This window comes from uncultured Jannaschia sp. (assembly GCF_947503795.1).
Classification (GTDB): Bacteria; Pseudomonadota; Alphaproteobacteria; order Rhodobacterales; family Rhodobacteraceae; genus Jannaschia.
Map to the genome: position 1 here is coordinate 130,296 of NZ_CANNEZ010000002.1, position 19,617 is coordinate 149,912.

At 71.2% G+C, this 19,617-nt stretch carries 24 protein-coding genes; 11 read left to right on the forward strand and 13 right to left on the reverse strand.

Annotation, left to right across the window (positions count from 1 at the left end):
- Nucleotides 1-236 precede the first annotated feature (236 nt).
- The 3 genes from Q0833_RS13065 to Q0833_RS13075 all read left to right on the forward strand — a co-directional run bounded on the left by Q0833_RS13065 (nt 237) and on the right by Q0833_RS13075 (nt 1,068).
- Nucleotides 237-452 (forward strand): hypothetical protein, encoded by a 216-nt coding sequence (locus tag Q0833_RS13065; RefSeq protein WP_298435510.1) that lies wholly within the window; start codon nt 237-239, stop codon nt 450-452.
- A gap of 64 nt (nt 453-516) precedes the next feature.
- A complete protein-coding gene (locus Q0833_RS13070; RefSeq protein ID WP_298435513.1) occupies nt 517-687 on the forward strand; it encodes a hypothetical protein in 171 nt (56 codons plus the stop codon).
- Between the two features lie 141 nt (nt 688-828).
- Nucleotides 829-1,068 carry a hypothetical protein gene (locus Q0833_RS13075; RefSeq protein WP_298435516.1) on the forward strand — a complete coding sequence of 80 codons (240 nt, stop codon included), beginning with the start codon at nt 829-831 and terminating at the stop codon, nt 1,066-1,068.
- Nucleotides 1,069-1,081: 13 nt separating this feature from the next.
- On the opposite strand, the gene Q0833_RS13080 is transcribed toward Q0833_RS13075, so the two are convergent.
- Nucleotides 1,082-1,525, reverse strand: coding sequence for a nucleoside deaminase (locus Q0833_RS13080; protein WP_298435519.1), 444 nt, complete (start codon nt 1,523-1,525; stop codon nt 1,082-1,084).
- Nucleotides 1,526-1,602: 77 nt separating this feature from the next.
- On the opposite strand from Q0833_RS13080, the gene Q0833_RS13085 reads away from it, so the two are divergent.
- On the forward strand, nt 1,603-3,006 hold the full coding sequence (locus tag Q0833_RS13085; protein WP_298435522.1) for a pseudouridine synthase: 1,404 nt from the start codon (nt 1,603-1,605) through the stop codon (nt 3,004-3,006).
- Here Q0833_RS13085 and Q0833_RS13090 read toward each other — a convergent pair.
- The 6 genes from Q0833_RS13090 to ftsY all read right to left on the reverse strand — a co-directional run bounded on the left by Q0833_RS13090 (nt 3,003) and on the right by ftsY (nt 7,252).
- Nucleotides 3,003-3,605, reverse strand: a complete 603-nt coding sequence (locus Q0833_RS13090; protein ID WP_298435525.1) for an inner membrane-spanning protein YciB — start codon at nt 3,603-3,605, stop codon at nt 3,003-3,005. The genes Q0833_RS13085 and Q0833_RS13090 overlap by 4 nt on opposite strands.
- Nucleotides 3,598-4,203, reverse strand: a complete 606-nt coding sequence (locus Q0833_RS13095) for an inner membrane-spanning protein YciB (protein WP_298435528.1) — start codon at nt 4,201-4,203, stop codon at nt 3,598-3,600. Before Q0833_RS13095 ends, Q0833_RS13090 begins: the two co-directional genes overlap by 8 nt.
- A 73-nt stretch (nt 4,204-4,276) precedes the next feature.
- The gene (locus Q0833_RS13100) at nt 4,277-5,170 is read right to left on the reverse strand and encodes an EamA family transporter (protein ID WP_298436860.1); all 894 of its coding nucleotides are present in this window, start codon (nt 5,168-5,170) and stop codon (nt 4,277-4,279) included.
- A 22-nt stretch (nt 5,171-5,192) separates the two neighbouring features.
- The gene (locus Q0833_RS13105; RefSeq protein WP_298435531.1) at nt 5,193-5,627 is read right to left on the reverse strand and encodes a hypothetical protein; all 435 of its coding nucleotides are present in this window, start codon (nt 5,625-5,627) and stop codon (nt 5,193-5,195) included.
- Nucleotides 5,628-5,688: 61 nt separating this feature from the next.
- Complete coding sequence (locus tag Q0833_RS13110; protein WP_298435534.1) at nt 5,689-6,108, reverse strand: GNAT family N-acetyltransferase; 420 nt, start codon at nt 6,106-6,108, stop codon at nt 5,689-5,691.
- Nucleotides 6,101-7,252: a signal recognition particle-docking protein FtsY gene (gene ftsY, locus Q0833_RS13115; protein WP_298435537.1), complete on the reverse strand. Its 1,152-nt coding sequence runs from the start codon at nt 7,250-7,252 to the stop codon at nt 6,101-6,103. The genes Q0833_RS13110 and ftsY overlap by 8 nt, the downstream gene beginning before the upstream one ends.
- Before the next feature lie 87 nt (nt 7,253-7,339).
- Here ftsY and Q0833_RS13120 point away from each other — a divergent pair, with 87 nt between their 5' ends.
- Nucleotides 7,340-8,218, forward strand: a complete 879-nt coding sequence (locus Q0833_RS13120; RefSeq protein ID WP_298435539.1) for a lytic transglycosylase domain-containing protein — start codon at nt 7,340-7,342, stop codon at nt 8,216-8,218.
- A gap of 188 nt (nt 8,219-8,406) precedes the next feature.
- Here Q0833_RS13120 and Q0833_RS13125 read toward each other — a convergent pair whose 3' ends face one another.
- On the reverse strand, nt 8,407-10,098 hold the full coding sequence (locus Q0833_RS13125; RefSeq protein ID WP_298435542.1) for an NAD(P)H-dependent oxidoreductase subunit E: 1,692 nt from the start codon (nt 10,096-10,098) through the stop codon (nt 8,407-8,409).
- A gap of 211 nt (nt 10,099-10,309) precedes the next feature.
- Between Q0833_RS13125 and Q0833_RS13130 the strand changes: the two genes are divergently transcribed.
- Both Q0833_RS13130 and Q0833_RS13135 read left to right on the forward strand, forming a co-directional pair.
- The gene (locus Q0833_RS13130) at nt 10,310-11,365 is read left to right on the forward strand and encodes an alkane 1-monooxygenase (protein WP_298435547.1); all 1,056 of its coding nucleotides are present in this window, start codon (nt 10,310-10,312) and stop codon (nt 11,363-11,365) included.
- The gene (locus Q0833_RS13135) at nt 11,356-11,751 is read left to right on the forward strand and encodes a hypothetical protein (protein ID WP_298435550.1); all 396 of its coding nucleotides are present in this window, start codon (nt 11,356-11,358) and stop codon (nt 11,749-11,751) included. Before Q0833_RS13130 ends, Q0833_RS13135 begins: the two co-directional genes overlap by 10 nt.
- A 97-nt stretch (nt 11,752-11,848) precedes the next feature.
- On the opposite strand, the gene xseA is transcribed toward Q0833_RS13135, so the two are convergent.
- Complete coding sequence (gene xseA / locus Q0833_RS13140) at nt 11,849-13,456, reverse strand: exodeoxyribonuclease VII large subunit (RefSeq protein WP_298435553.1); 1,608 nt, start codon at nt 13,454-13,456, stop codon at nt 11,849-11,851.
- Between the two features lie 113 nt (nt 13,457-13,569).
- Here xseA and purD point away from each other — a divergent pair, with 113 nt between their 5' ends.
- Both purD and Q0833_RS13150 read left to right on the forward strand, forming a co-directional pair.
- Nucleotides 13,570-14,820 (forward strand): phosphoribosylamine--glycine ligase, encoded by a 1,251-nt coding sequence (gene purD, locus Q0833_RS13145; protein WP_298435556.1) that lies wholly within the window; start codon nt 13,570-13,572, stop codon nt 14,818-14,820.
- On the forward strand, nt 14,817-15,176 hold the full coding sequence (locus Q0833_RS13150) for a DoxX protein (RefSeq protein ID WP_298435559.1): 360 nt from the start codon (nt 14,817-14,819) through the stop codon (nt 15,174-15,176). The genes purD and Q0833_RS13150 overlap by 4 nt, the downstream gene beginning before the upstream one ends.
- On the opposite strand, the gene Q0833_RS13155 is transcribed toward Q0833_RS13150, so the two are convergent.
- The 3 genes from Q0833_RS13155 to Q0833_RS13165 are packed head-to-tail and all read right to left on the reverse strand — an operon-like array spanning nt 15,171 to nt 16,704.
- Nucleotides 15,171-15,560 (reverse strand): hypothetical protein, encoded by a 390-nt coding sequence (locus Q0833_RS13155; RefSeq protein ID WP_298435561.1) that lies wholly within the window; start codon nt 15,558-15,560, stop codon nt 15,171-15,173. The genes Q0833_RS13150 and Q0833_RS13155 overlap by 6 nt on opposite strands.
- On the reverse strand, nt 15,548-16,381 hold the full coding sequence (locus Q0833_RS13160) for a VCBS repeat-containing protein (protein ID WP_298435564.1): 834 nt from the start codon (nt 16,379-16,381) through the stop codon (nt 15,548-15,550). Before Q0833_RS13160 ends, Q0833_RS13155 begins: the two co-directional genes overlap by 13 nt.
- Nucleotides 16,381-16,704 (reverse strand): 2Fe-2S iron-sulfur cluster-binding protein, encoded by a 324-nt coding sequence (locus tag Q0833_RS13165; RefSeq protein ID WP_298435567.1) that lies wholly within the window; start codon nt 16,702-16,704, stop codon nt 16,381-16,383. Before Q0833_RS13165 ends, Q0833_RS13160 begins: the two co-directional genes overlap by 1 nt.
- A 190-nt stretch (nt 16,705-16,894) precedes the next feature.
- Here Q0833_RS13165 and Q0833_RS13170 point away from each other — a divergent pair, with 190 nt between their 5' ends.
- A complete protein-coding gene (locus Q0833_RS13170; protein WP_298435570.1) occupies nt 16,895-17,389 on the forward strand; it encodes a peptidoglycan-binding domain-containing protein in 495 nt (164 codons plus the stop codon).
- Nucleotides 17,386-18,108, forward strand: a complete 723-nt coding sequence (locus tag Q0833_RS13175) for a heparan-alpha-glucosaminide N-acetyltransferase (RefSeq protein ID WP_298435574.1) — start codon at nt 17,386-17,388, stop codon at nt 18,106-18,108. The genes Q0833_RS13170 and Q0833_RS13175 overlap by 4 nt, the downstream gene beginning before the upstream one ends.
- An 88-nt stretch (nt 18,109-18,196) precedes the next feature.
- Here the strand turns inward: Q0833_RS13175 and Q0833_RS13180 are convergent, their stop codons facing one another.
- Nucleotides 18,197-19,591, reverse strand: a complete 1,395-nt coding sequence (locus Q0833_RS13180; RefSeq protein WP_298436865.1) for a Do family serine endopeptidase — start codon at nt 19,589-19,591, stop codon at nt 18,197-18,199.
- Nucleotides 19,592-19,617 lie beyond the last annotated feature (26 nt).

Below are 19,617 nucleotides of genomic sequence, written 5' to 3' on the forward strand. Positions count from 1 at the left end.
CGGCTCAGATTGACGAAGCCCTTACCGACATTAGGGATTTCCGGCCCAAGCGACGCGCCACGGCGGCACCGTGCATCCCGGCCGGTAGCGACGTGCGTATGCGCACCATTCAATCACAATTCTCACGTCCCTGTGCATTGCGAGTGATCGCCGTGATCGCCAGATTGAACTCATCGAAGGGGCGGCCAGCAACCGGGCGCCTCGGACACCACACACCGCATCTCTGGAGAGACACCATGAAAACCATCATCCTCACCGCCGCCCTGACCGCCTTCGCCGCCCCCGCCTTCGCCACGGACGCGATCAGCCACTTCAACCAGTCGAAGGAACGCGGCGACGTCATCGTCGTGCAGAACGGCGGCGCCTTCGTCGCATCGAGCCGGGGCCAGCACTCGGCCCGCGCCCAAGCCATCTTCGACCGGATCGCCGCCGAAAGCGCCGAGAACGAATGACCCGGACGATGCGGGGCTCCCTCCCGGCCCCGCATCCCCACCCTCTCTTCGAAAGGCCCATGATATGCGCCGCTTCCTTCCCCTCCTGATCGCCGCCGCCCTCGTGGCCCCCCTTGCCGCGACGGCGACCCCGCGCGGCGATGCGCCGACACTCATCACCGTGAAGTCCGACCGGGCGACCCTGCCCGACCGCGCGTCGACGATCCTCGCCGGCATCCTCGCCGAAGGCGACTGACCTCCCCTCCTGCCGGTATCCGTCCCCCCCGGATACCTCCTGGCGCGATCGCTCTCCCCGGCGGTCGCGCCTTTTTCATGCAACCTTTTCCAACCCCTGAGGCGTTGTCCCGGCGAACCCGACCAGACCCGGAGACCTGCCATGGCCCTGCGCCCCGTCCATATCCTCGCCGCGATCCTGACCCTGACCGCCCATGCCGCGCTGTCGCAGGAATCCCCGACCACCGAAGCGCTGCAGCAGTTCAACGAGAGCGCCGATTCGGTGAACGACGGCACCGTCATTGCCCCCGAGATCGACAGCGACGGCACCGGGCCGGGTGCCGCCTGCGTCGACGATGACGACGCGGCGAACTGCGTCCCCGTGACGGGCGCGGCCGACTGATCCGGCGCGCGCGTCAGCGCCGCGCGGCGAAGAAGTCGCGCAGAAGGGCGGCGCAGGCCTCGACGTTGATCCCGTCATGAAGGTCGGGAACGTGATGCGTCTGGGGATGGGTGAAGACCTTCGCGCCATGCAGGACTCCGCCGGATTTCGGATCAGCCGCCCCGAAATGGAGCCGGTCGAACCGCGCGTGGGCGATGGCCTGGGCGCACATCGCGCAGGGCTCGAGTGTCACCCAGAGCGCGCAACCCGACAGCCGTTCCGCCCCCAGCGCGGCACAGGCCGCGCGGATCGCCAGCATCTCGGCATGGGCCGTGGGATCGTTCAGTTCTCGCGTCCGGTTGCCCGCCGCCGCGATCACCGCGTCGCCACGCGTGACGACGGCACCCACGGGCACCTCGCCGCGCGTCCCGGCGGCGCGCGCCTCGATCAGGGCCTCGGGCATGAACGAACGGAACATCGGCAACCGGCTTGCACGGCGGAGCGCCCGTCCGCAAGGCGCTTCCCTCGGGCGCGTGGGGGGCGTAAGCCGCGCGCATGAGCCAGGACAGCACACGGGACGGCGACCGGATCGCCAAGGTGATCGCACGCGCGGGGCTGGCCTCGCGCCGGGACGCGGAGGTGATGGTCACCGACCTTCGGGTCAAGGTGAATGGCAAGACCATCTCGAACGTGGCGATGAACGTGGGGCCGGGCGACAAGGTGTCGGTCGACGGAAAGCCCCTGCCCCGCGCCGAGGGGGCGCGGTTGTGGCTCTATCACAAGCCCGAGGGTCTGGTGACGACCGCCCGCGACGAGAAGGGCCGCGAGACGGTATTCGACACGCTGCCGCCCGAGATGGGGCGCGTGCTGTCGGTGGGTCGGCTGGACCTCAACTCCGAAGGGTTGCTCCTGCTGACGAATGACGGTGAGCTCAAGCGCCAGCTCGAACTGCCCTCGACCGGCTGGCTGCGGCGCTATCGCGTCCGGGTGAATGGCCGCGCCGCCGAGGCCGCGCTGGACCGGCTGCGTGCGGGAATGGAGGTCGAAGGCGATCATTTCGCGCCGATGCAGGTCACCCTAGACCGTCAGCAGGGTGCGAACGCCTGGCTGACCGTGGGCCTGCGCGAGGGCCGCAATCGCGAGATCCGGCGCGCGATGGCGGCGGTTGAGCTGTACGTCAACCGCCTGATCCGCATCAGCTACGGCCCGTTCCAGCTTGGAAATCTCGCGCCGGGCGGCATCGAGGAGGTGCGGCCCAAGGTGCTGCGCGATCAGTTGGGCGACACGTTCGACGGGGATCTGGCCGAAGGCCGCAAGGAGATCGGCATGACCGAGGATGACACGACGCCCCCGCGCGGGGCGAAAACCGATCGCGGTGCGGGCCGGGATGGCGACGGCGCGCAGCGGGGTCGCAAGCCGCGCCCCTCGGGCGACCGGCTGGTCGAGGGGGGACGCGGGCGGCCCGAGGGCGGCAAGGGCCGCAGCCCCGGCGGGCCGAAGGGCGGCAAGGGACGGCCCGGAAGCAAGCCTGGCGCACCCGGCGCGGGACGCGCGGATCGGGCGGCACGGCCTGACCGGCCGCGGACGGGCAAACCCCCGGTGACGCGAAACGATGGCGACGATGCGCGCGGCGGCGACCGGCCCAGGCGGGAGGGTCGGCCCGAGGGCGGCAAGCGGTTCGCGCCGAAGGGTGACGGGCCGCGCGGCAAGGGCCCCGGCGGCGACGGCAAGCGACCCCCGCGCGACAGCGACGGTCCCAAGCGCGACCGGCGCCCCGGCGCGGATCGGGGTACGGGCGATGCGCCGAAGGAGACGAAGTCGGAACGTACGGCGCGGCTGCGTCAGGACAGCTCGATCAGCCTTCGGAAGGGCGGCCAGCGCGGGCGCGGCATCGCCAAGCCGAAGAAGGCGCCCAGCACCAAGCGGATGCGCAAGCCCGGCGAGGGCGACGCGGACTAGGCGTCCTCTCCCTCCTCCGGCTCGGACAGGCTGGAGATTTGCCAGAAGATGAAGGCGGCCAGCGCGATCGGCAGCACAAAGGTCTCGAAGGTGACCCAGAATGCTGTGGTCTGGGTGCGCCAGACCAGCTCGTTCGCGCCCGCCATCGCCAGCAGGAACAGCGCCATGCGCCGCGTCAGCACGCGCCACGCGTCGTCCGTCAGCGGCAGCGCGTCCGACAGGACCAGCGCGAGAAGGCTGCGCCCGCGCCAGAGGCCCAGCAGCAGAATCGTCGCCATCGTGCCATAGACCAGCGTCGGGCGGATCTTCACGAAGCGCTCGTCGTTGAACCAGATCGTCAGTCCGCCGAAGATCACGACCATGCCCGCCGTCACCAGTTGCATCGGACTAATCCGGCCCGTCAGCGCCCAGAGCGTCGCGATCGCGGCGAGGAAGATCGGGATGAAGGCCGCCGTGACCACGACGAGGCCGCCATATTCGGTGCCGCCGATCGTGAAGCTGTCATCCTTCACCCACATGTAGCATAGGAAGAACGCCAGCGCGGGGCCGATCTCCAGCGTTGAGTTGAGCCATCCGGGGATGTCGCGGGGTTCAGGCATCGTCGGGCGTCTCCGGGGTGTGGGCCTTGATGAACTTGGCCTGCGCGATGAAGAAGGCGAACATCACGATAGGCAGGCCGAAGGTCTTGAAGTTGACCCAGGCGTCGGTCGACATCGTGCGCCAGATGACCTCGTTGGCCACCGCGAGGCCGAGGAACAGCCACGCCATGCGGCGGGTCAGGATCATCCAGCCCGCCTCGTCCAGCGGCATCGCCTCCGAAAGAACCATCGACAGAAGGCTGCGGCCCCGCCAGAGGCCCACGAACAGGATTGCCGCGAAGAGGAGGTAGATCAGCGTCGGCTTCATCTTGAAGAAGCGCTCGTCGTTGAGCCAGACCGACAGCCCGCCGAACACCGTCACCAGCACCGCCGTCACCACCTGCATCGCCGAGAGCTTGCCGGTCAGAGCCCAGAGCAGGGCCGTCGAGGCGAGGATGACAGGGATGAACAGCGCCGTGACGACGATGAACCCGCCGTATTCCGTGCCACCGATGGTGAAGACGTCGTCCTTCAGCCAGATATAGGCGCCGAAAAAGAGCGCGATCGGCCCCATCTCGATCAGGCTCTTCAGCCCCGGTGATATGCTGCGATTTGCCATGCGGTCCCCTTCGGACCCGGAGATAGGGATTGGCGGCCGGTTGGGCCAGCCCCGGCGGCCCGTGTCGCGGCGATCAGCCGCCGAATTCGACCACCACGGCGCCCAGTGCGATCAGCGACATGAGGGCCAGGCGACGGGGCCCGACCGGCTCCTTCAGCCAGACCCAGCCGATCAGCGCGGCGAACACGGTCGAGGTCTCGCGCAGGACCGCCGCCTCGCCCACGCTGTCGAGCCGTGTCGCGAGCATGACGCAGCCGAAGCTGCCGAAGGCGATGGCCGCGCCGGCCAGCGCCAGCCGGACGAGTGCCGGATCGGGCCTGCGCCACTTGCCCCGGACGGCAGCGATGACCGGGAAGTCGAAGGCCGTCAGGAAGAAGAACCACGCAAGGAATGTGAACGGATCGGGCATCGCGCGGATGCCCCAGGCGTCCCAGGTCGTGTAGACCGCGACCATGAACCCGGTCGCCACCGCGAGGCCCAGCGCCGGCACCAGGGTGGCGCGGTCGACCGTGACCTTGGCCATGTTGTAAGCCGAGAGCCCGAACAGCCCCGCCAGAAGCAGGCCCACGCCGGTCCACTGGACGGCCGTGAAGTGCTCGCCGAAGATCAGGCCCGCGCCCAGCACGGTGAACAGGGGGCCGGTGCCGCGCACGACCGGGTAGACCACCGTGTAGGCCCCCCGGTCATAGGTCATCGCCATCAGCACCTTGTAGACGAAATGGATCACCACCATCCCGGCGAGGACCCACCAGAGCTCGAGCGGGGGCCACGGCACGAGTAAGAGCGCGATGGGAGCCGACAGGACCAGCAGCGCCGCATCGATCGCCGTGCGCGACGTCCAGGGGTCGTAGCGCCCCTTCTGGAGCGCCCCGAACAGCGCGTGCAGCAGCGCCGCCGTCAGCGCGAGGATCATCGCGGCGGTGTGCCCCGCCTCCGTGCCCTCGATGGCGAGGACCCAGTCGGTCAGCACGGCGCGCGACCGGGCGCGCTCACCCGAGCATCTCGGCCACGGGCGCCGTCGCCGTCCAGGTCGAGGCCCAGGTCGGCGCGCGGGACGCGCCGACGTAGACCAGCGCCTCCTCGCCACCCCAGACGTCGCGGATCAGGTGGCGGACCATCCGCTCCTCGAGGCCCGTCTCGCGGTACTCGGCCCGGACGGCCAGCGCGTCGATCAGCGCCACGGGCAGGTCGGGCGCAGCGCCCCGCGGGATCAGCCGGGGCCGCATCAGGTCGTCGGTCAGAACGACCAGCGCCGCCTGCCCCACCAGCAGGTCGCGGTCCCGTGCCCAGATGGCGGAATGACCGACGAATCCTTGGGGACAGGTCTCGCGCGGCAGATGCCCCGCAGCGGTCAGGAAGGCATCGCGCTCGGCCGCGTCGCGGGGAAAGAGGTCGTCGCCAAGGCGCAGGGTTGTCGCGGTCATCGCGCCGACATCCGCAGGGACGGTCTGGACGCGCCGTGGACCGCGCGCCGGGCGCGACGGCTCATCCGCGCATCCCCGACGGACGTCCCGGATCGGCGTAGCGATCCATGCCCCGGCAGGCGGCGAACCCCTCGGCGGCGTAAAGCGGCACGGCGCGCGTCGAGGAGACGAGCGCGATATGGCAGGTCGGGTGGAGCCGGGCCTCGCACCACGCGACGAGTCGACGGGTGATCGCCCGCCCGACCCCCCGCCCCTGCGCGTCGGGATGGACGGCGATGTCGACGAGTTGCACGAAGCACCCGCCGTCCCCCACGACGCACCCGATTCCCAGAAGGCGGACCCCCTCGCGACATGTCACGGCATGAAGGCTGGCCGGGAGTGCCGTGCGAGCGGCCGCAAGGCTCCGTGCGCTCAGCCCGCAGGCCGCGCGCAACGCGACATAGTCCTCGGCGTCGGGCGGTGTCTCGGACCAGTCAGGCATCCGTCCCCACGAGTGCGGCGGCGAATTCCTCGGGATCGAACGCGTCGAGATCGTCGATCTGTTCACCCACGCCAATCGCGTGGATCGGCAGGCCGAAGCGGTCGGCCAGCGCCACCAGCACACCGCCCCGCGCCGTCCCGTCGAGCTTGGTCATCACGAGGCCGGAAACGTCGGCGAGCTTCCGGAAGGTCTCGACCTGGCTCAACGCGTTCTGGCCGGTCGTCGCGTCCAGCACGAGCAGAGTGTTGTGCGGCGCGGACGGGTCCTTCTTGCGGATGACGCGCACGATCTTCGAGAGCTCCTCCATCAGATCGGCCCGGTTCTGAAGGCGGCCCGCCGTGTCGATCATCAGAAGGTCCGCGCCCTCGGCTTCGGCGCGCACCATCGCATCGAAGGCGAGGCTCGCGGGGTCCGATCCCTCGGGCGCGGTCATCACCGGCACGCCCGCGCGGTCGCCCCAGACCTGAAGCTGTTCGACCGCCGCCGCGCGGAAGGTGTCGCCCGCGGCGATGACGACCGACTTGCCGGCGGCGCGGAACTGCGAGGCGAGCTTGCCGATGGTCGTGGTCTTGCCCGAGCCGTTCACGCCGACCACCAGCACCACCTGCGGCCGCTGGCGCATCAGCGGCATCGGCCGGGCCACCGGCTCCATGATGCGGGCGATCTCGGCAGCCAGAAGGGTCTTGATCTCGGGCGTCGAGAGCCGCTTGCCCATCCGCCCCTCGGCGAGGTTGGCGGTGACGCGCAGCGCGGTGTCGACGCCCATGTCCGAGGCGATCAGCAGCTCTTCCAGCTGTTCGAGCATCTCGTCATCGAGCGCGCGGCGCGGCGCGTCAGGCGCGCGCCCCATGATCCGGTCCAGAAGGCCCGGCTTGGCCGGTTCCGCGGCCGACGGGGCGGGGGGCGGCGGTGGTGCGGGCACAGGGGGCACCGGCGCGGGTGTCTCGTCGAGGGGCGGCAGGACGGGCGTCGGACGGGGCGGCGCGGGCGCAGGGGCGGGGTCTGGCGTGGGCGCGGGGGGCACCGGCGCGGCTTCCGCCGTCTCGGGCGCGCGTTCGCCCTCGGACACGATCGCATCGAGCCCGTCCTCCAGCTTCGAGGACGAGCGGGTCAGACGATCCTTGAGTTTCTTGAAGAACGACATGCCACCTCCGGTCCCTCCCACCTATTGCGAAGCCTCGCCCGGTTAAAGCCCGGTTGACGCGCGCAGGCCCGCGGGCTCCCCTGACGGATGATGCTGCGCCTTCTGACGATCCTTTTGCTGCTGGCCACGCCGCTCCGCGCCGATCCGCCCGCACCCATCGCCTGTTCCGAGGGTCGGGACGGGCCGCGCCACTGTATCCGGGCCGACCGCTTCGCCGCCGACCTCTGCGCGCAGATCGAGGCCGAGGCGCGGCTCCATGGCCTGCCGCCCGCCTATCTCGCGCGGCTCCTCTGGCAGGAAAGCCGGTTCGACCCGAACGCGCTCAGCCCCGCGCGCGCCATGGGCATCGCGCAGTTCATCGCGTCGACGGCCCGCCTGCGCGGCCTCAGCGACGTCTGGAACCCCGCCGAGGCCGTCGAGAAATCCGCCGATTACCTGGGCGAGATGACGCGGCGCTACGGCAATGTGGGCCTCGCGGCGATCGGCTATAACGGCGGCGAACGGCGGGTCGAGGGGTTTATGGCCGGGACCGGCGGCCTCGCCCGCGAGACGGTCGACTACGTGCGCATCATCACCGGGCACTCCGCGGAAGACTGGCGCGACGCCCCGCCCGAGGGGCTGGATTTCGCGCTGGACGGTGCCACGGCCTTCGGGCCCGCCTGCGAGGCGATGGCCGCCGCGCGCCGCGTCACGCCGCTGACCCCCGTTCCGCCGCGGGTCGCGCCTTGGGGCGTGCAGGTCGCCTATGGCCAGACGACGGCGCGGGCCGAAGCGGCGTTCGGACGGCTGTCGCGCGCCTGCCGCGCGGCGGGGGACGAGGTGCAATATGTTCGGGTGCCGGGGCGGGGGCCGGGTCGGAAGGCGATCATCGCAGCCCGGCTCGCCGCCGAGGACCGGCCCGCGGCGATCCGCACCTGCCGTGCCGTCAGCCGCGCGGGCTGCCCCTGCCGCGTGTTCCGGAACTGATCCGCGAGCGGCACCGCCGCACCCTGCATATTTCCAGAGCAAAGAGGGGCCGTTCACCGCGGATTAACCACGATCTGCGTCTTTGCTCGTCAAATATGCAGGTCCGACACCCGACGCGAGACCGAGGCTGGCCGGAGATCCTTGCGGCCCGGTGTGCGCGCGCGAGGCGATGCCTGGGTCCCCGGCCCTTATCCGATCTCGTCGGGAAAGTGCTTCATCGTCAGGCGGATCGGGTTCGGCGCGGCCTGGCCCAGCCCGCAGATCGAGGCGTCGACCATGGCCTGGCTCACCTCCTCCAGAAGCCCCGTGTCCCAGCGCCCCGCCTGCATCAGCTTCACGGCCTTCTCACAGCCGACGCGGCAGGGCGTGCACTGCCCGCAGCTTTCCGCCTCGAAGAAGCGCAGCATGTTGAGCGCCGCGTCGCGCGCGCTGTCGCGATCCGACAGCACCACCACTGCCGCCGAGCCGATGAACGACCCATGGGGCTGCAGCGTGTCGAAATCGAGCGGCACGTCGTCCAGCGACGCCGGCAGCAGCCCCGAGGACGGGCCACCGGGTTGATAGGCCTTGAAGGCGTGACCCTCGAGCATTCCCCCGGCGGCCGCGATGATGTCGGTGATGGTCGAGCCCGCGGGCAACAGGTGGACGCCGGGATCGTTCACGCGGCCCGACACCGAATAGGAGCGCAGGCCGGTGCGCCCGTTTTTCACGACGCCCGACAGGATCTCGGGGCCTTCCCGCAGGACGCGGGCGATCCAGTGGCAGGTCTCGACGTTGTGGACCAGCGTCGGCCGCCCGAAGAGCCCGACCTGTGCGACATAGGGCGGGCGGTGGCGCGGCAGGCCGCGCTTGCCCTCGATCGACTCGATCATCGCGCTCTCTTCGCCGCAGATATAGGCGCCCGCCCCGCGGCGCAGCTCGACGAAGCCGGGCGCGACGAGGCCCGCCGATTCCAGCGCCGCGATCTCGGTGGCGAGGATCCGGAGGATCGCCGGGTATTCGTCGCGCATGTAGAGGTAAACGCGCTCGGCCTCGACGGCCCAGGCGGCGATCAGCATGCCTTCGAGGAAGAGGTGGGGCACCCGCTCGAGGTAGTAGCGGTCCTTGAAGGTCCCGGGCTCGCCCTCGTCGCCGTTGACGGCCATCAGGCGGGGGCCGGGATTGCCGCGCACGAAGCCCCATTTCTTGCCCGACGGGAAGCCCGCACCGCCCAGGCCCCGCAGGCCCGAAGCCGCGATCCTGGCCTGCACCGCCTCCCAGTCGCCGCCCTGCCGCAACTCTGCGAGGACCGCGTATCCGCCGCCCGCGCGGTAGGCGTCGAGCGTCTCGTAATCGGGGATCGTCGGATGGGTGTGGCCCGCCGTGATGGCCGCCTCGACCGCCTCGGGCGTCGCGCGGTCGATATGGGCGTGACCCAGCTCGAGCACGGGCGCGGTGTCGCAGCGGCCCATGCACGGTGCGCGGAGCACGCGGACGCGGGCGGGGTCGAGACCATCTTCCAGCGCCGCGATCAGTGCCTCGGACCCGGCCAGCTCGCAGGAGAGCGAATCGCAGACACGGATCGTCAGGTCGGGCGGCACGGGATCGTCTTCGCGCAGCGGGTCGAAATGGGCATAGAAGGTCGCGACCTCCCAGACCTCCGCCATCGAAAGGCGCATTTCCTCGGCCAGCGCGCGCAGGTGGGCCGCGCTCTGGTGGCCGTATTCGTCCTGGATCAGATGCAGGAACTCGATCAGCAGGTCGCGGCGGCGGGGCCGGTCGCCCAGCAGGGCGCGGATCTCGGCCAGCGCGACCTCTTCATATTGCCGTCCCTTCGGCGTCGCGCGCCCGCGGCCGCGTCCCGACTTCCAGACGCCCTTGGTCTTCGCGCCGTCCAGCATGTCCGTCCTCCGCCCGTCCGCCTGGCCGCTTCTAGCGCGCGCCCCGGGCTGCCCGTGGCCCTGTTGCGACATCGCGGGGCCGGTTCGCGGACAGAAGGCGGCACGCGCGGCATGATTGTCGCGGTCGAGGCCGCGCGACAAGGCACCGCCTTAATGTCGCGCGGAAACGCCGCTAGGCTGGACCTCGACGATCCACCCCGGACGAGACGCCATGTTCGCCCTCCTGCCCTATCTCGCGGCCCTTGGCCTGTCGGTCGCCCTCCTCGGGGCGGGGGCGGTCTGGGATGGCGCGTGGGACTTCGCCTCGCTGGTCTGGATGGCGCTGGTGGTGGCGGGGCTGGACCATGTGCTGCCCGAGCACGGACCCGCGCCGGACGGGCGCGCGGCCAAGGCGCTGACGATCGGGTTGGCGGCGGTGCACCTGCCGCTGCTGGCGCTGTCGGTCTGGACGCTGGCGGGCGGCGGGCCCTGGCCGAACTGGCTGGCCTATTTCGCGGCGTCGGGACTGTTCTTCGGCCAGATTATTAATTCCAACGCCCACGAGCTGATCCATGCGGGCGGGCGCATCCGACGCGCGATGGGCCGCTGGATCTACGTCACGCTGCTCTTCGGGCACCAGACGACGGCGCATCCCGGCGTGCATCACGTCCATGTCGCCACGCCCGAGGATCCGAATACCGCGCGCTACGGCGAGAGCTGGTGGCGCTTCTGTGTTCGCGCCTGGCACGGGTCGTTCTGGAAGGGTCTCGAGGTCGAGAAGGCGCGCCAGCGGCGGCTCGGTCGGGCCGGATGGCACTGGCGGAACCCCTACTGGGTCTATCTCGGCGGCGGCGGGCTTTGCCTCGGGGCGGCCGGTCTCTGGCTCGGCTGGGCCGGCCTCGGGGCCTACGTGGCGCTGTGTCTGCTGGCCCAGAGCCAGCTTCTGATCACCGATTACGTGCTCCATTACGGCATGCGCCGCACGTGGCTGGGCGAACGCTACGAGCCGGTGGGCGCGCGGCATTCGTGGAACGCGCCGCACCTGGTGACGAACCTTCTGACGCTGCACGCGCCGCGTCATTCCGACCATCACGCCCACCCGAACCGAGGCTTCGAGGCGCTTGAGATCGGCGCGGACGCGCCACAACTGCCCTATTCGCTGCCGGTGATGGTCAGCTTCGCGCTTTGGCCGTGGTGGTGGCGTCGGCTGATGCATCCTAGGGTGGACGCCCTTGCGGCGCGGCCCATCTCAACGCCTGCCGCCGACCCGGAGCCGCTATGCGCCTGATCCTCGCCCTTCTCCTCGCCGCCGGACCCGCCTGGGCCGAGCGGGTCGTCACACCCGACGAGTTCCACCAGATGGTCACCGGACGCACGCTTCATTTCGACCGCTTCGGCGAAGCCTTCGGGGCCGAGCAGTATTTCGAGGACAGCCGCGTGATCTGGGCCTTCGAGGGCGGCCAGTGCCAGCGGGGTATCTGGTTCGCAAACCCCGAAGGCCAGATCTGCTTTGTCTACGATAGCGATCCGACACCGCAATGCTGGGACTTCATCGAGATGGAGGATGGCGCGTTCCATGCCCGTCTGGACGGCGATGCGCCGTCCGAAGACCTCGTGACGCGCGACGTCAGCCGCGAATCGCTGGACTGCCCGCTGCCCGATCTGGGCGTCTGAAGGCGCGTCTGGGGAAAGCCCCCGAACAAAGCTCGAGGCCGGGGGGCCAGCCCCCCGGACCCCCCGGCATATTTCCTGGAACATCGATTGCGGGGACTCAGAGCAGCGTGCCCTGATCGGGGGGCGGCGGCTTGGCCTTCCGGCGGGCGGGCGCGCCGAGCGCCACGCGACCATCCTTGAATTCGATCTCGAGGCGGGCGGAGGCGCGGGCCTCGGCCGCGGTCGTGAGCACCATGTCGTCGCCGTCGCGGACGATGGCGAAGCCCCGCGCGAGGGTCGCGTTGTGGCTGAGCGTCTCGTTGAGGCGACCCAGGGCGGCGAGGTGCTGCGCACGCGCACGCTGGCCTCCGCCCGCCACGTCCGAGAGCCGACGGAGACGGGCGTCGAGCCGTTCGCGCGCGCGGGCGGTGGCGCGGGTCAGAGCATCGGTCCGCAAGCGGAGCGCGGCGAGCCGGGCGGCCGGTCGTTCGCCCAACCGATGGCCCGCGCGCAGCAAGCTCGACGCGACGCGATCGAGACGGGCCTGCGCCTCGGTCCGGCGGCGCGGCAGCCCCGCATCGAGGCGCAGGGCCAGTGCCGCGAGCGTCCTGCGGCGCTCGGCGACGCGGGCCGCCACGGCCTGCGGCGTGCTGCGCCCTTCGAGCCGCGAGAAGGCGACGCGGGCGCGGGCGGTGCGACCGCGCAGCGCCACCGGCAGCCGCTCGGACAGGGTATCGAGGCGTTGCGCCGGTCCCGCCAGGACGGCGTCCGGTCGCGGCAGCCCGCGGGCGAGGTCGGTCAGGCGCTGCCGCCGGGCGGTGACGTGACCCCGCGCGGCGCGCGCCTGCCGCGTGGCAAGGTCGCGAATGGCGGCGGCGAGGTCGAGGCGCACGGGCACCGCCATCTCGGCGGCAGCGGTCGGTGTCGGCGCGCGGCGGTCGGCGGCGTGGTCGATCAGCGTTGTGTCCGTCTCGTGACCCACGGCCGAGATCAGCGGGATCGTGCAGTCGGCGGCGGCGCGCACGACCACCTCCTCGTTGAAGCCCCAGAGATCCTCGATCGAGCCGCCGCCGCGCGCCACGATCAGAAGGTCCGGCCGGGGGGTCGCCCCGCCGGGGGCCAGCGCGTCGAAGCCCCGGATCGCGCGCGCCACCTCGCCCGCGGAGGCTTTCCCCTGCACGGACACGGGCCAGATCAGGACATGGCGGGGGAAGCGGTCGGCCAGCCGGTGCAGGATGTCGCGGATCACCGCCCCCTGCGGCGAGGTGACGACGCCGATCACGTCGGGCAGGTAGGGGATCGCGCGCTTGGCCGAGGGCTCGAACAGCCCTTCGGCGGCGAGCTGGGCGCGGCGCTTCTCCAGCATCGCCAGAAGCGCGCCCTGCCCCGCGACCTGCACCTCGTCGACATTGAGCTGGTACTTGGACATCGAGGCCGCAAACGACGTCATCTTGCCCGTCGCGACGATCTCCATCCCCTCCTCGGGGATCACCGAGAGGCCAGCCACCTGCCCCTTCCACGACGTGCAGGAGAGGACCGAGCGGTCGTCCTTGATATCGAAATAGAGATGCCCGGAGCGGGCGCGCATCACTTTCGAGACCTCGCCCCGCACGCGGACGCGACCGAACGTGCCCTCGAGGGTCTTCTTCACCGCGCCCGAGATCTCGGAGACGGTGAACTCGGCCTCGTTGCGGCCGGGGCGGGGGTCGTCGATCAGGTCGTCCATGAGGCTCGGTCTAGCGCGGCGTCGGCCGGGCCACCAGCGGCGCGGACCCGCGTGGCTTGCCCCCTCGCGGCGGGCTGCCTACACCCACCCCCGGATCACAGGGGCGCGCGACCATGAACATCCTCATCCTCGGCGGCGGCGGGCGCGAGCACAGCATCGCTTGGGCCGTCCTTCAGAACCCCAAATGCGACCGGCTGATCGTGGCGCCGGGCAATGCGGGCATCGCCGAGATCGCGGAATGCGCCGATCTCGACATCCTCGACGGCGCGGCAGTGGCCGACTGGGCCTGCGAGGAGAGCGTGGACCTCGTGATCGTCGGCCCCGAGGCGCCGCTGGCCGCGGGCGTGGCGGACGCGCTGACCGGCGCGGGGATCGCGGTATTCGGGCCGTCGGCGGCGGCCGCGCGGCTCGAGGCGTCGAAAGCCTTCACCAAGGAGATTTGCGCCGCCGTGGAGGCACCGACGGCGGACTACGCGCGGTTCGACGCGCTGGAGCCCGCGCTGGCCCATGTCAGGGCGGAGGGTGCCCCGATCGTGGTCAAGGCCGACGGTCTGGCCGCGGGCAAGGGCGTCACCGTCGCCACGACCGTGGCCGAAGCCGAGGCCGCGCTGCGGCACATCTTCGACGGCGGCGACGGCGCCGTGGTCATCGAGGCGCTCCTGACCGGCGAGGAGGCGTCGTTCTTCTGCCTCGTGGACGGCGAAGACGTGCTGCCGATCGGCTCGGCGCAGGATCACAAGCGGATCGGCGAAGGCGACACGGGGCCGAATACCGGCGGCATGGGGGCCTATTCCCCCGCGCCGGTGATGACGCCCGAGGTCGAGGCGCGCGCCTTGTCCGAGATCGTGCGCCCGACCATGGCCGAGATGTCGCGGCGGGGCACGCCGATGCGCGGCGTGCTGTTCGTCGGCTTGATGATCGAGGACGGCGCGCCGAGCCTCGTGGAATACAACGTCCGTTTTGGTGACCCCGAATGCCAATGCCTGATGATGCGGCTGGGCGGGCAGGCGCTGGACCTGATGATGGCCTGTGCCGAAGGGCGGCTGGACGCGGCGCGCGTCAACTGGGCCGACGATCACGCGATGTGCGTCGTGATGGCCGCGCGGGGCTATCCGGGCGCGGCCGCCACGGGCGGGAAAATCGCCGGGCTGGGCGCCCTGCCGCGCACGTCGGGCGCGATGATGTTTCACGCGGGAACCGCCGAGCGGGACGGTGCCGTGGTCGCCATCGGCGGCCGCGTGCTGGGGGCCACGGCACGGGCCGGGACGTTGGCCGAGGCGCGGGACGCGGCCTACGCGATGGTCGATGCGGTGGAGTGGTCGGACGCGGTCTGGCGGCGCGATATCGGGTGGCGTGCGCTGTGACATGGGCTGGGCCCGCGCTGGTCGCCGCGCGCTGGCTGATCGCGGTGCTCTTCGCGGCGGGGGCGGTGCAGAAGGCGGTCGATCCCGGCGCCGCGGGCGCGCTCCTGATCGGGCGCGGCCTGCCCGAAGGGCTGGTCTGGCCCGCGCTGGCCTACAACGCCGCCGCCGCGCTGGCGCTGGTTGCGGGCTGGCGCGTGGTGCCGGTCGCGCTGTCGCTCGCGGCCTATTCGGGGCTGACCAGCCTATTCCACCTGGTCCCTGACGATCCATGGCAGATGTCGATCTTCGTCAAGAACTGGGCCATTGCGGGTGGCTGCCTGTCGCTGGCCGTGGCGGCGGCGCGCCCGGCCTCATGACATCGGCTCGCCGTCGCATCCCAGAAGGCTGTCGCGCAGGTCGGTGACCCGCTGGACTTCGCCCGTGTCCGTCGCGCGGTAATGGAGCGCGCCGTCCGCCTCGAACGGCACCCAGCACCAGTCGATGTCCGGCCGGTCCTCGTAGCGAAAGCAGATCTCGTCGCCGACCGCCCGCACCTCGCCATGGGCGCATTCGCCGTTGGCGCGGGTCCAGACGGTGCGGCGGCGATCGATGAACCGCTCGGCCCCGACGATCTGGCCGGTCCCGGGGATCACGAAGGTCACCGTGCGGCCCGCGACGGCATCGAGAAAAGCCTCGGGCGTCACCGGCGTCTCGGCCAGCGCGGGCGCGGCCAGCAGGAGGGCGGCGATCAGGGCGCGCATGTCAGGGGCGTGCCGTCGCGCCACGGACCGAGGTCGCGGGTCTCGAAGGTGCCGCCGTGGACGGCCACGGCCAGCCGCCGCGACCAATCAGCGGAGGCGAGGATCAGGATCGGGCCTTCGCCGCAGCGGATCAGCCCGCCCTCGATGGTCTCACCACCGATCCGGTGGTTGGTCACACCGTCGAGCGCCGCGACCTCGCGCAGCGCCCCGTCGGCGTAGCGCCAGATCCGCAGGCGTTTGGCCAGGTGTGGACGGTCGACATAGGCCAGCTCGACCGCGCCGTCGCCGTCCAGATCGCCGATGCCCGCCGGGGCCAGCCAGCGGTTGCGCCGGCCAATGAACGGCGTGGCCGCAAGCAGCTCAAGCCCGTCGCCCCGCGCGGCATAGATGACGAGCTGCGCGCCGTCGGTCAGCGACGACCGGACGGCCATCACCTCAGCGCGGCCGTCGCCATCCACGTCGTGCAGGCGCGGCGCGATATCCTCGAAGACGTGGCCGTCACCCGCCGCGACGCGCCGAATGTGGCATGTCGCCGTGTCGGGCTGGATGACGGCGGCGAGGGTCAGCGCGTCCTCGACACCACCCATGATGCCGTGGCCGTAGATGTCGGTCGGATCGGCGTACCAAGCGGCACTGGCACCCGTGAGCGAGAGCGTCTGGCTACCGGGCAGCGCATCCGCCATCGCATCCGGCAGGCACGCCCAGGCCGGCAGCGCGCCGAGCGCCGCAAGCGCCATCGCCACGGGTGCGATGGCCCGCCGCGCGGCGCGGGCGCAGCGGACGGCCAGGCGGGACAGCGGACACGCCGCCCCCGCCGCCATCAGATCTGCTTTTCGGGCATCTGCACCCGCAGGCCGTCCAACTCGTCCGTGACCTTGAGCTGGCAGGTCAGGCGCGAGCGGGCGGGGTCGGGCTCGTAGGCGAAATCGAGCATGTCCTCCTCCATCGCGTCCTTGGCGGGCAGCTTGTCGGTCCAGGCCGGGTCCACGTAGACGTGGCAGGTCGAGCAGGCGCAGGCGCCGCCGCAATCGGCCTCGATGCCGGGAATGCCGTTGTCGCGCGCGCCTTCCATGACCGTCAGGCCAGTGGGGACGTCGACGACGTGTTCTTTGCCGCCGTGCTCGACATAGGTGATCTTCGCCATGGGTGCCTCCGGGCGTGTGCGTGTCCCGACCGGGACTAGCCAAGCGGTGGCGCGGGCGCAACATTTCCGGGGCGGATCGCGGCCAACGGACCGGGTGGGGGCCCTGCGCCATTGGGAGGCGGGCGCGGGCGGGCTAGGGTCGGTCCGACCGGCGCGGACCCTGCGTCCGCCTCCCCGAACCCGCAGGCCCATGATCCGCATCCTTCCCATCCTCGCCTGCCTCGCCGCCTGCGCGCCGCCGCCGCCCGTGTCGGTGACGCGCGGCGCGGGCCCGCCGGACGCGCGGCCGGGGGCCTGCTACGCGCGCGGCATCGTGCCCGCCTTGATCGAGACGGTGACCGAGCAGGTGCAGGAGGACGGCGCCGTGCGCGGCCCCGACGGCACGATCCTGTCGCCCGGCCGGTTCCGGACCGTGACCTCGACGCGCATCGTTCGCCCGCGTGGCGAGGATTGGTTCGAGACGCCCTGCGCGCTCCGGGCGGGCGAGCCGGGCTTCGTCGCCTCGGTCCAGCGGGCGCTGGCGGCGCGCGACCTCTATGCCGGCCCGATCACGGGGTTCTACGACGGCGACACGCGGCTGGCCGTCCGCGCCTTCCAGACCGAACGCGGGCTGGAAAGCGGGACGCTCTCGACCGAGAACGCCAAGGCGCTGGGGCTCGTCGAGCTGGGGCGCGACGGCGCGTGACGGGCGCGACGGGCGACCGCCTGATCGCGGTGGATTGGCTCCGGACGATGGCGCTGGTCCACATGGTGGCGTTCCATTTCCTCTTCGACCTGCGGCTCTACGGCCTTCTCGCCCCCGACACCCTCGGGCCGTGGTTCGCGCTCTGGGCCAAGGGCATCGCGGGCAGCTTCCTGTTCCTCGCCGGGCTGTCCCTCTGGCTGGCCCATGGCACGGTGTTCCGGGCGCGCGGGTTCCTGACCCGTCTCGCGGTGCTCGTGGCGGCGGCGGCGGCGGTGTCGCTGGCGACCTACGTGGCGGTGCCGGGGGCCTGGGTCCGGTTCGGCATCCTGCATTCGATCGCGCTCGCCTCGGTGCTCGCTCTGCCGTTCCTGCGCATGCGGTGGTGGCTCACGGCGGCCGGGGCGGTCGTGGTTCTCACGGTGCTGCCGAAGCTGCGGAACGAGGCGCTGGGCGGTGTCTGGTGGCTCTGGTCCGGCCTCGGCGCCGGGCCGATCCCGCCCATGATCGATTACGAGCCGATGGTGCCGTGGCTGGCCCCGCTACTGGCCGGGCTGGCCTTCGGGCAAGCGGGGGGTGCGCGGCTCTTGCGCTGGCGCATTCCGCGGGTGCGGTGGGCGAAGCGGCTGGCTTGGCCGGGGCGGCATACGCTGGCGATCTACCTGATCCATCAACCGGTGCTGATCGGCCTGATCCTGGGTTGGGTCTGGCTCACCGGCTGAGAGATGATCGGGGCGGGCGTCCCCTCGCGGACTGCCCAAATACGAAACGGGCGCCCGAAGGCGCCCGTTTGCCGTCATTCCGTAATGGTCACTCGTCGTCGAGCGAAAGCGCCACGAAGCGGGCGTCGCCGGAGCGGCGCGTCAGGAGGAGGAAGGACGTCTGGCCCGCCTCCCGCGCCTCGTCGAGGCGCGCTTCGAGTTCGGCCACCGTCTCGACGCGGACCTGGCCCGCTTCCTCGATCAGGTCGCCCGCGCGCAGGCCCTTGCCGTAGGCCGAGCTGTCGGGGTCGATATCCGACACCACAAGTCCCGAGGCGTCGCCGTCCAGCCCGAGCTGCTGACGCAGCTCTTCGGTCAGGGTCGAGACGGTCATGCCCAGCAGTTCCGCCTCGCCGACCTCCTCGGGATCGGCTTCGGCCGAGGCGGGGACGGCGCGCTCGGCTTCCTCGCGGCGACCCAGCGTGACCAGAAGCGTCTCGGTCTGGCCATCACGGAAGACGGTGACGCGCACGGCCTCGCCCACGGGCGCGTTGCCGACGGTGCGCACGAGTTCACGCGTGTCGGCGATTTCGCGACCGTCGAAGGTCAGGATCACGTCGCGCACCTCGATCCCGGCCTCGCGGGCGGGGCCTTCGGGCACGTCGGTGATGAGCGCGCCCGATGCGGCGTCCAGCCCGAGGCTCTCGGCCAGCTCCTCGTCGACGTCCTGGATGCGCACGCCGAGCCAGCCCCGCCGGGTCTCGCCGAACTCCTGAAGCTGGTCGACGACGCGGGTGACGACGTTGGACGACATCGCAAAGCCGATCCCGATCGAGCCGCCATTGGGCGACAGGATCGCGGTGTTCACGCCGATCACCTCGCCGTCCATGTTGAAGAGCGGGCCGCCCGAATTGCCACGATTGATGGCGGCGTCGGTCTGGATGTAGTCGTCATAGGCGCCCTGAAGTTCGCGCCCGACCGACGACACGATGCCTGCCGAAACCGAGAAGCCCTGGCCCAGCGGGTTGCCCATGGCCATGACCCAGTCGCCCGTGCGCATGGCGGTGGAATCGCCGAAGGGCACGAAGGCCAGCGGGGTGCCGAACTCGACCTTGAGAACGGCGATGTCGGTGTTGGGATCGGTGCCCACGACCTCGGCCGGAAGCTCCTTGCCATCGTAGAACTCGATCAGGATCTCGTCGGCGTTCTCGATGACGTGATTGTTGGTGACGACATAGCCGTCCTCGGAGATGACGAAGCCTGAGCCCAGCGCGCTGCCACGGCGGCGGGGGCGTTCCTCGGGGGCGCCGTCGGGCGCGTTGCGGCGGCGGAACTCCTCGAAGAAATCCTCGAGCGGGTTGCCTTCGTTCGGGCCACCCGAGGTGGACGCGACGGATGTGTTGGTCGTGATGTTGACGACCGAGTTGGCGACCTGGTCGACGAGGTCGGCGAAGGTGTCCGGGCGGCTCTGGGCCGCGGCGGAGAGCGTCGAGACGAGCAGCATCGCAAGTCCCAGCACGGCGACCGCGA

What these genes read in the sequence shown, in the direction of transcription:
- Q0833_RS13065 (WP_298435510.1), top strand. Translation starts at nt 237, where the DNA reads ATGAAAACCATCATCCTCACCGCCGCCCTGACCGCCTTCGCCGCCCCC.
- Q0833_RS13070 (WP_298435513.1), top strand. Translation starts at nt 517, where the DNA reads ATGCGCCGCTTCCTTCCCCTCCTGATCGCCGCCGCCCTCGTGGCCCCC.
- Q0833_RS13075 (WP_298435516.1), top strand. Translation starts at nt 829, where the DNA reads ATGGCCCTGCGCCCCGTCCATATCCTCGCCGCGATCCTGACCCTGACC.
- Q0833_RS13080 (WP_298435519.1), bottom strand. Translation starts at nt 1,525, where the DNA reads ATGTTCCGTTCGTTCATGCCCGAGGCCCTGATCGAGGCGCGCGCCGCC.
- Q0833_RS13085 (WP_298435522.1), top strand. Translation starts at nt 1,603, where the DNA reads ATGAGCCAGGACAGCACACGGGACGGCGACCGGATCGCCAAGGTGATC.
- Q0833_RS13090 (WP_298435525.1), bottom strand. Translation starts at nt 3,605, where the DNA reads ATGCCTGAACCCCGCGACATCCCCGGATGGCTCAACTCAACGCTGGAG.
- Q0833_RS13095 (WP_298435528.1), bottom strand. Translation starts at nt 4,203, where the DNA reads ATGGCAAATCGCAGCATATCACCGGGGCTGAAGAGCCTGATCGAGATG.
- Q0833_RS13105 (WP_298435531.1), bottom strand. Translation starts at nt 5,627, where the DNA reads ATGACCGCGACAACCCTGCGCCTTGGCGACGACCTCTTTCCCCGCGAC.
- Q0833_RS13110 (WP_298435534.1), bottom strand. Translation starts at nt 6,108, where the DNA reads ATGCCTGACTGGTCCGAGACACCGCCCGACGCCGAGGACTATGTCGCG.
- ftsY (WP_298435537.1), bottom strand. Translation starts at nt 7,252, where the DNA reads ATGTCGTTCTTCAAGAAACTCAAGGATCGTCTGACCCGCTCGTCCTCG.
- Q0833_RS13120 (WP_298435539.1), top strand. Translation starts at nt 7,340, where the DNA reads ATGATGCTGCGCCTTCTGACGATCCTTTTGCTGCTGGCCACGCCGCTC.
- Q0833_RS13125 (WP_298435542.1), bottom strand. Translation starts at nt 10,098, where the DNA reads ATGCTGGACGGCGCGAAGACCAAGGGCGTCTGGAAGTCGGGACGCGGC.
- Q0833_RS13130 (WP_298435547.1), top strand. Translation starts at nt 10,310, where the DNA reads ATGTTCGCCCTCCTGCCCTATCTCGCGGCCCTTGGCCTGTCGGTCGCC.
- Q0833_RS13135 (WP_298435550.1), top strand. Translation starts at nt 11,356, where the DNA reads ATGCGCCTGATCCTCGCCCTTCTCCTCGCCGCCGGACCCGCCTGGGCC.
- xseA (WP_298435553.1), bottom strand. Translation starts at nt 13,456, where the DNA reads ATGGACGACCTGATCGACGACCCCCGCCCCGGCCGCAACGAGGCCGAG.
- purD (WP_298435556.1), top strand. Translation starts at nt 13,570, where the DNA reads ATGAACATCCTCATCCTCGGCGGCGGCGGGCGCGAGCACAGCATCGCT.
- Q0833_RS13155 (WP_298435561.1), bottom strand. Translation starts at nt 15,560, where the DNA reads ATGCGCGCCCTGATCGCCGCCCTCCTGCTGGCCGCGCCCGCGCTGGCC.
- Q0833_RS13160 (WP_298435564.1), bottom strand. Translation starts at nt 16,381, where the DNA reads ATGGCGGCGGGGGCGGCGTGTCCGCTGTCCCGCCTGGCCGTCCGCTGC.
- Q0833_RS13165 (WP_298435567.1), bottom strand. Translation starts at nt 16,704, where the DNA reads ATGGCGAAGATCACCTATGTCGAGCACGGCGGCAAAGAACACGTCGTC.
- Q0833_RS13170 (WP_298435570.1), top strand. Translation starts at nt 16,895, where the DNA reads ATGATCCGCATCCTTCCCATCCTCGCCTGCCTCGCCGCCTGCGCGCCG.
- Q0833_RS13180 (WP_298436865.1), bottom strand. Translation starts at nt 19,591, where the DNA reads ATGCTGCTCGTCTCGACGCTCTCCGCCGCGGCCCAGAGCCGCCCGGAC.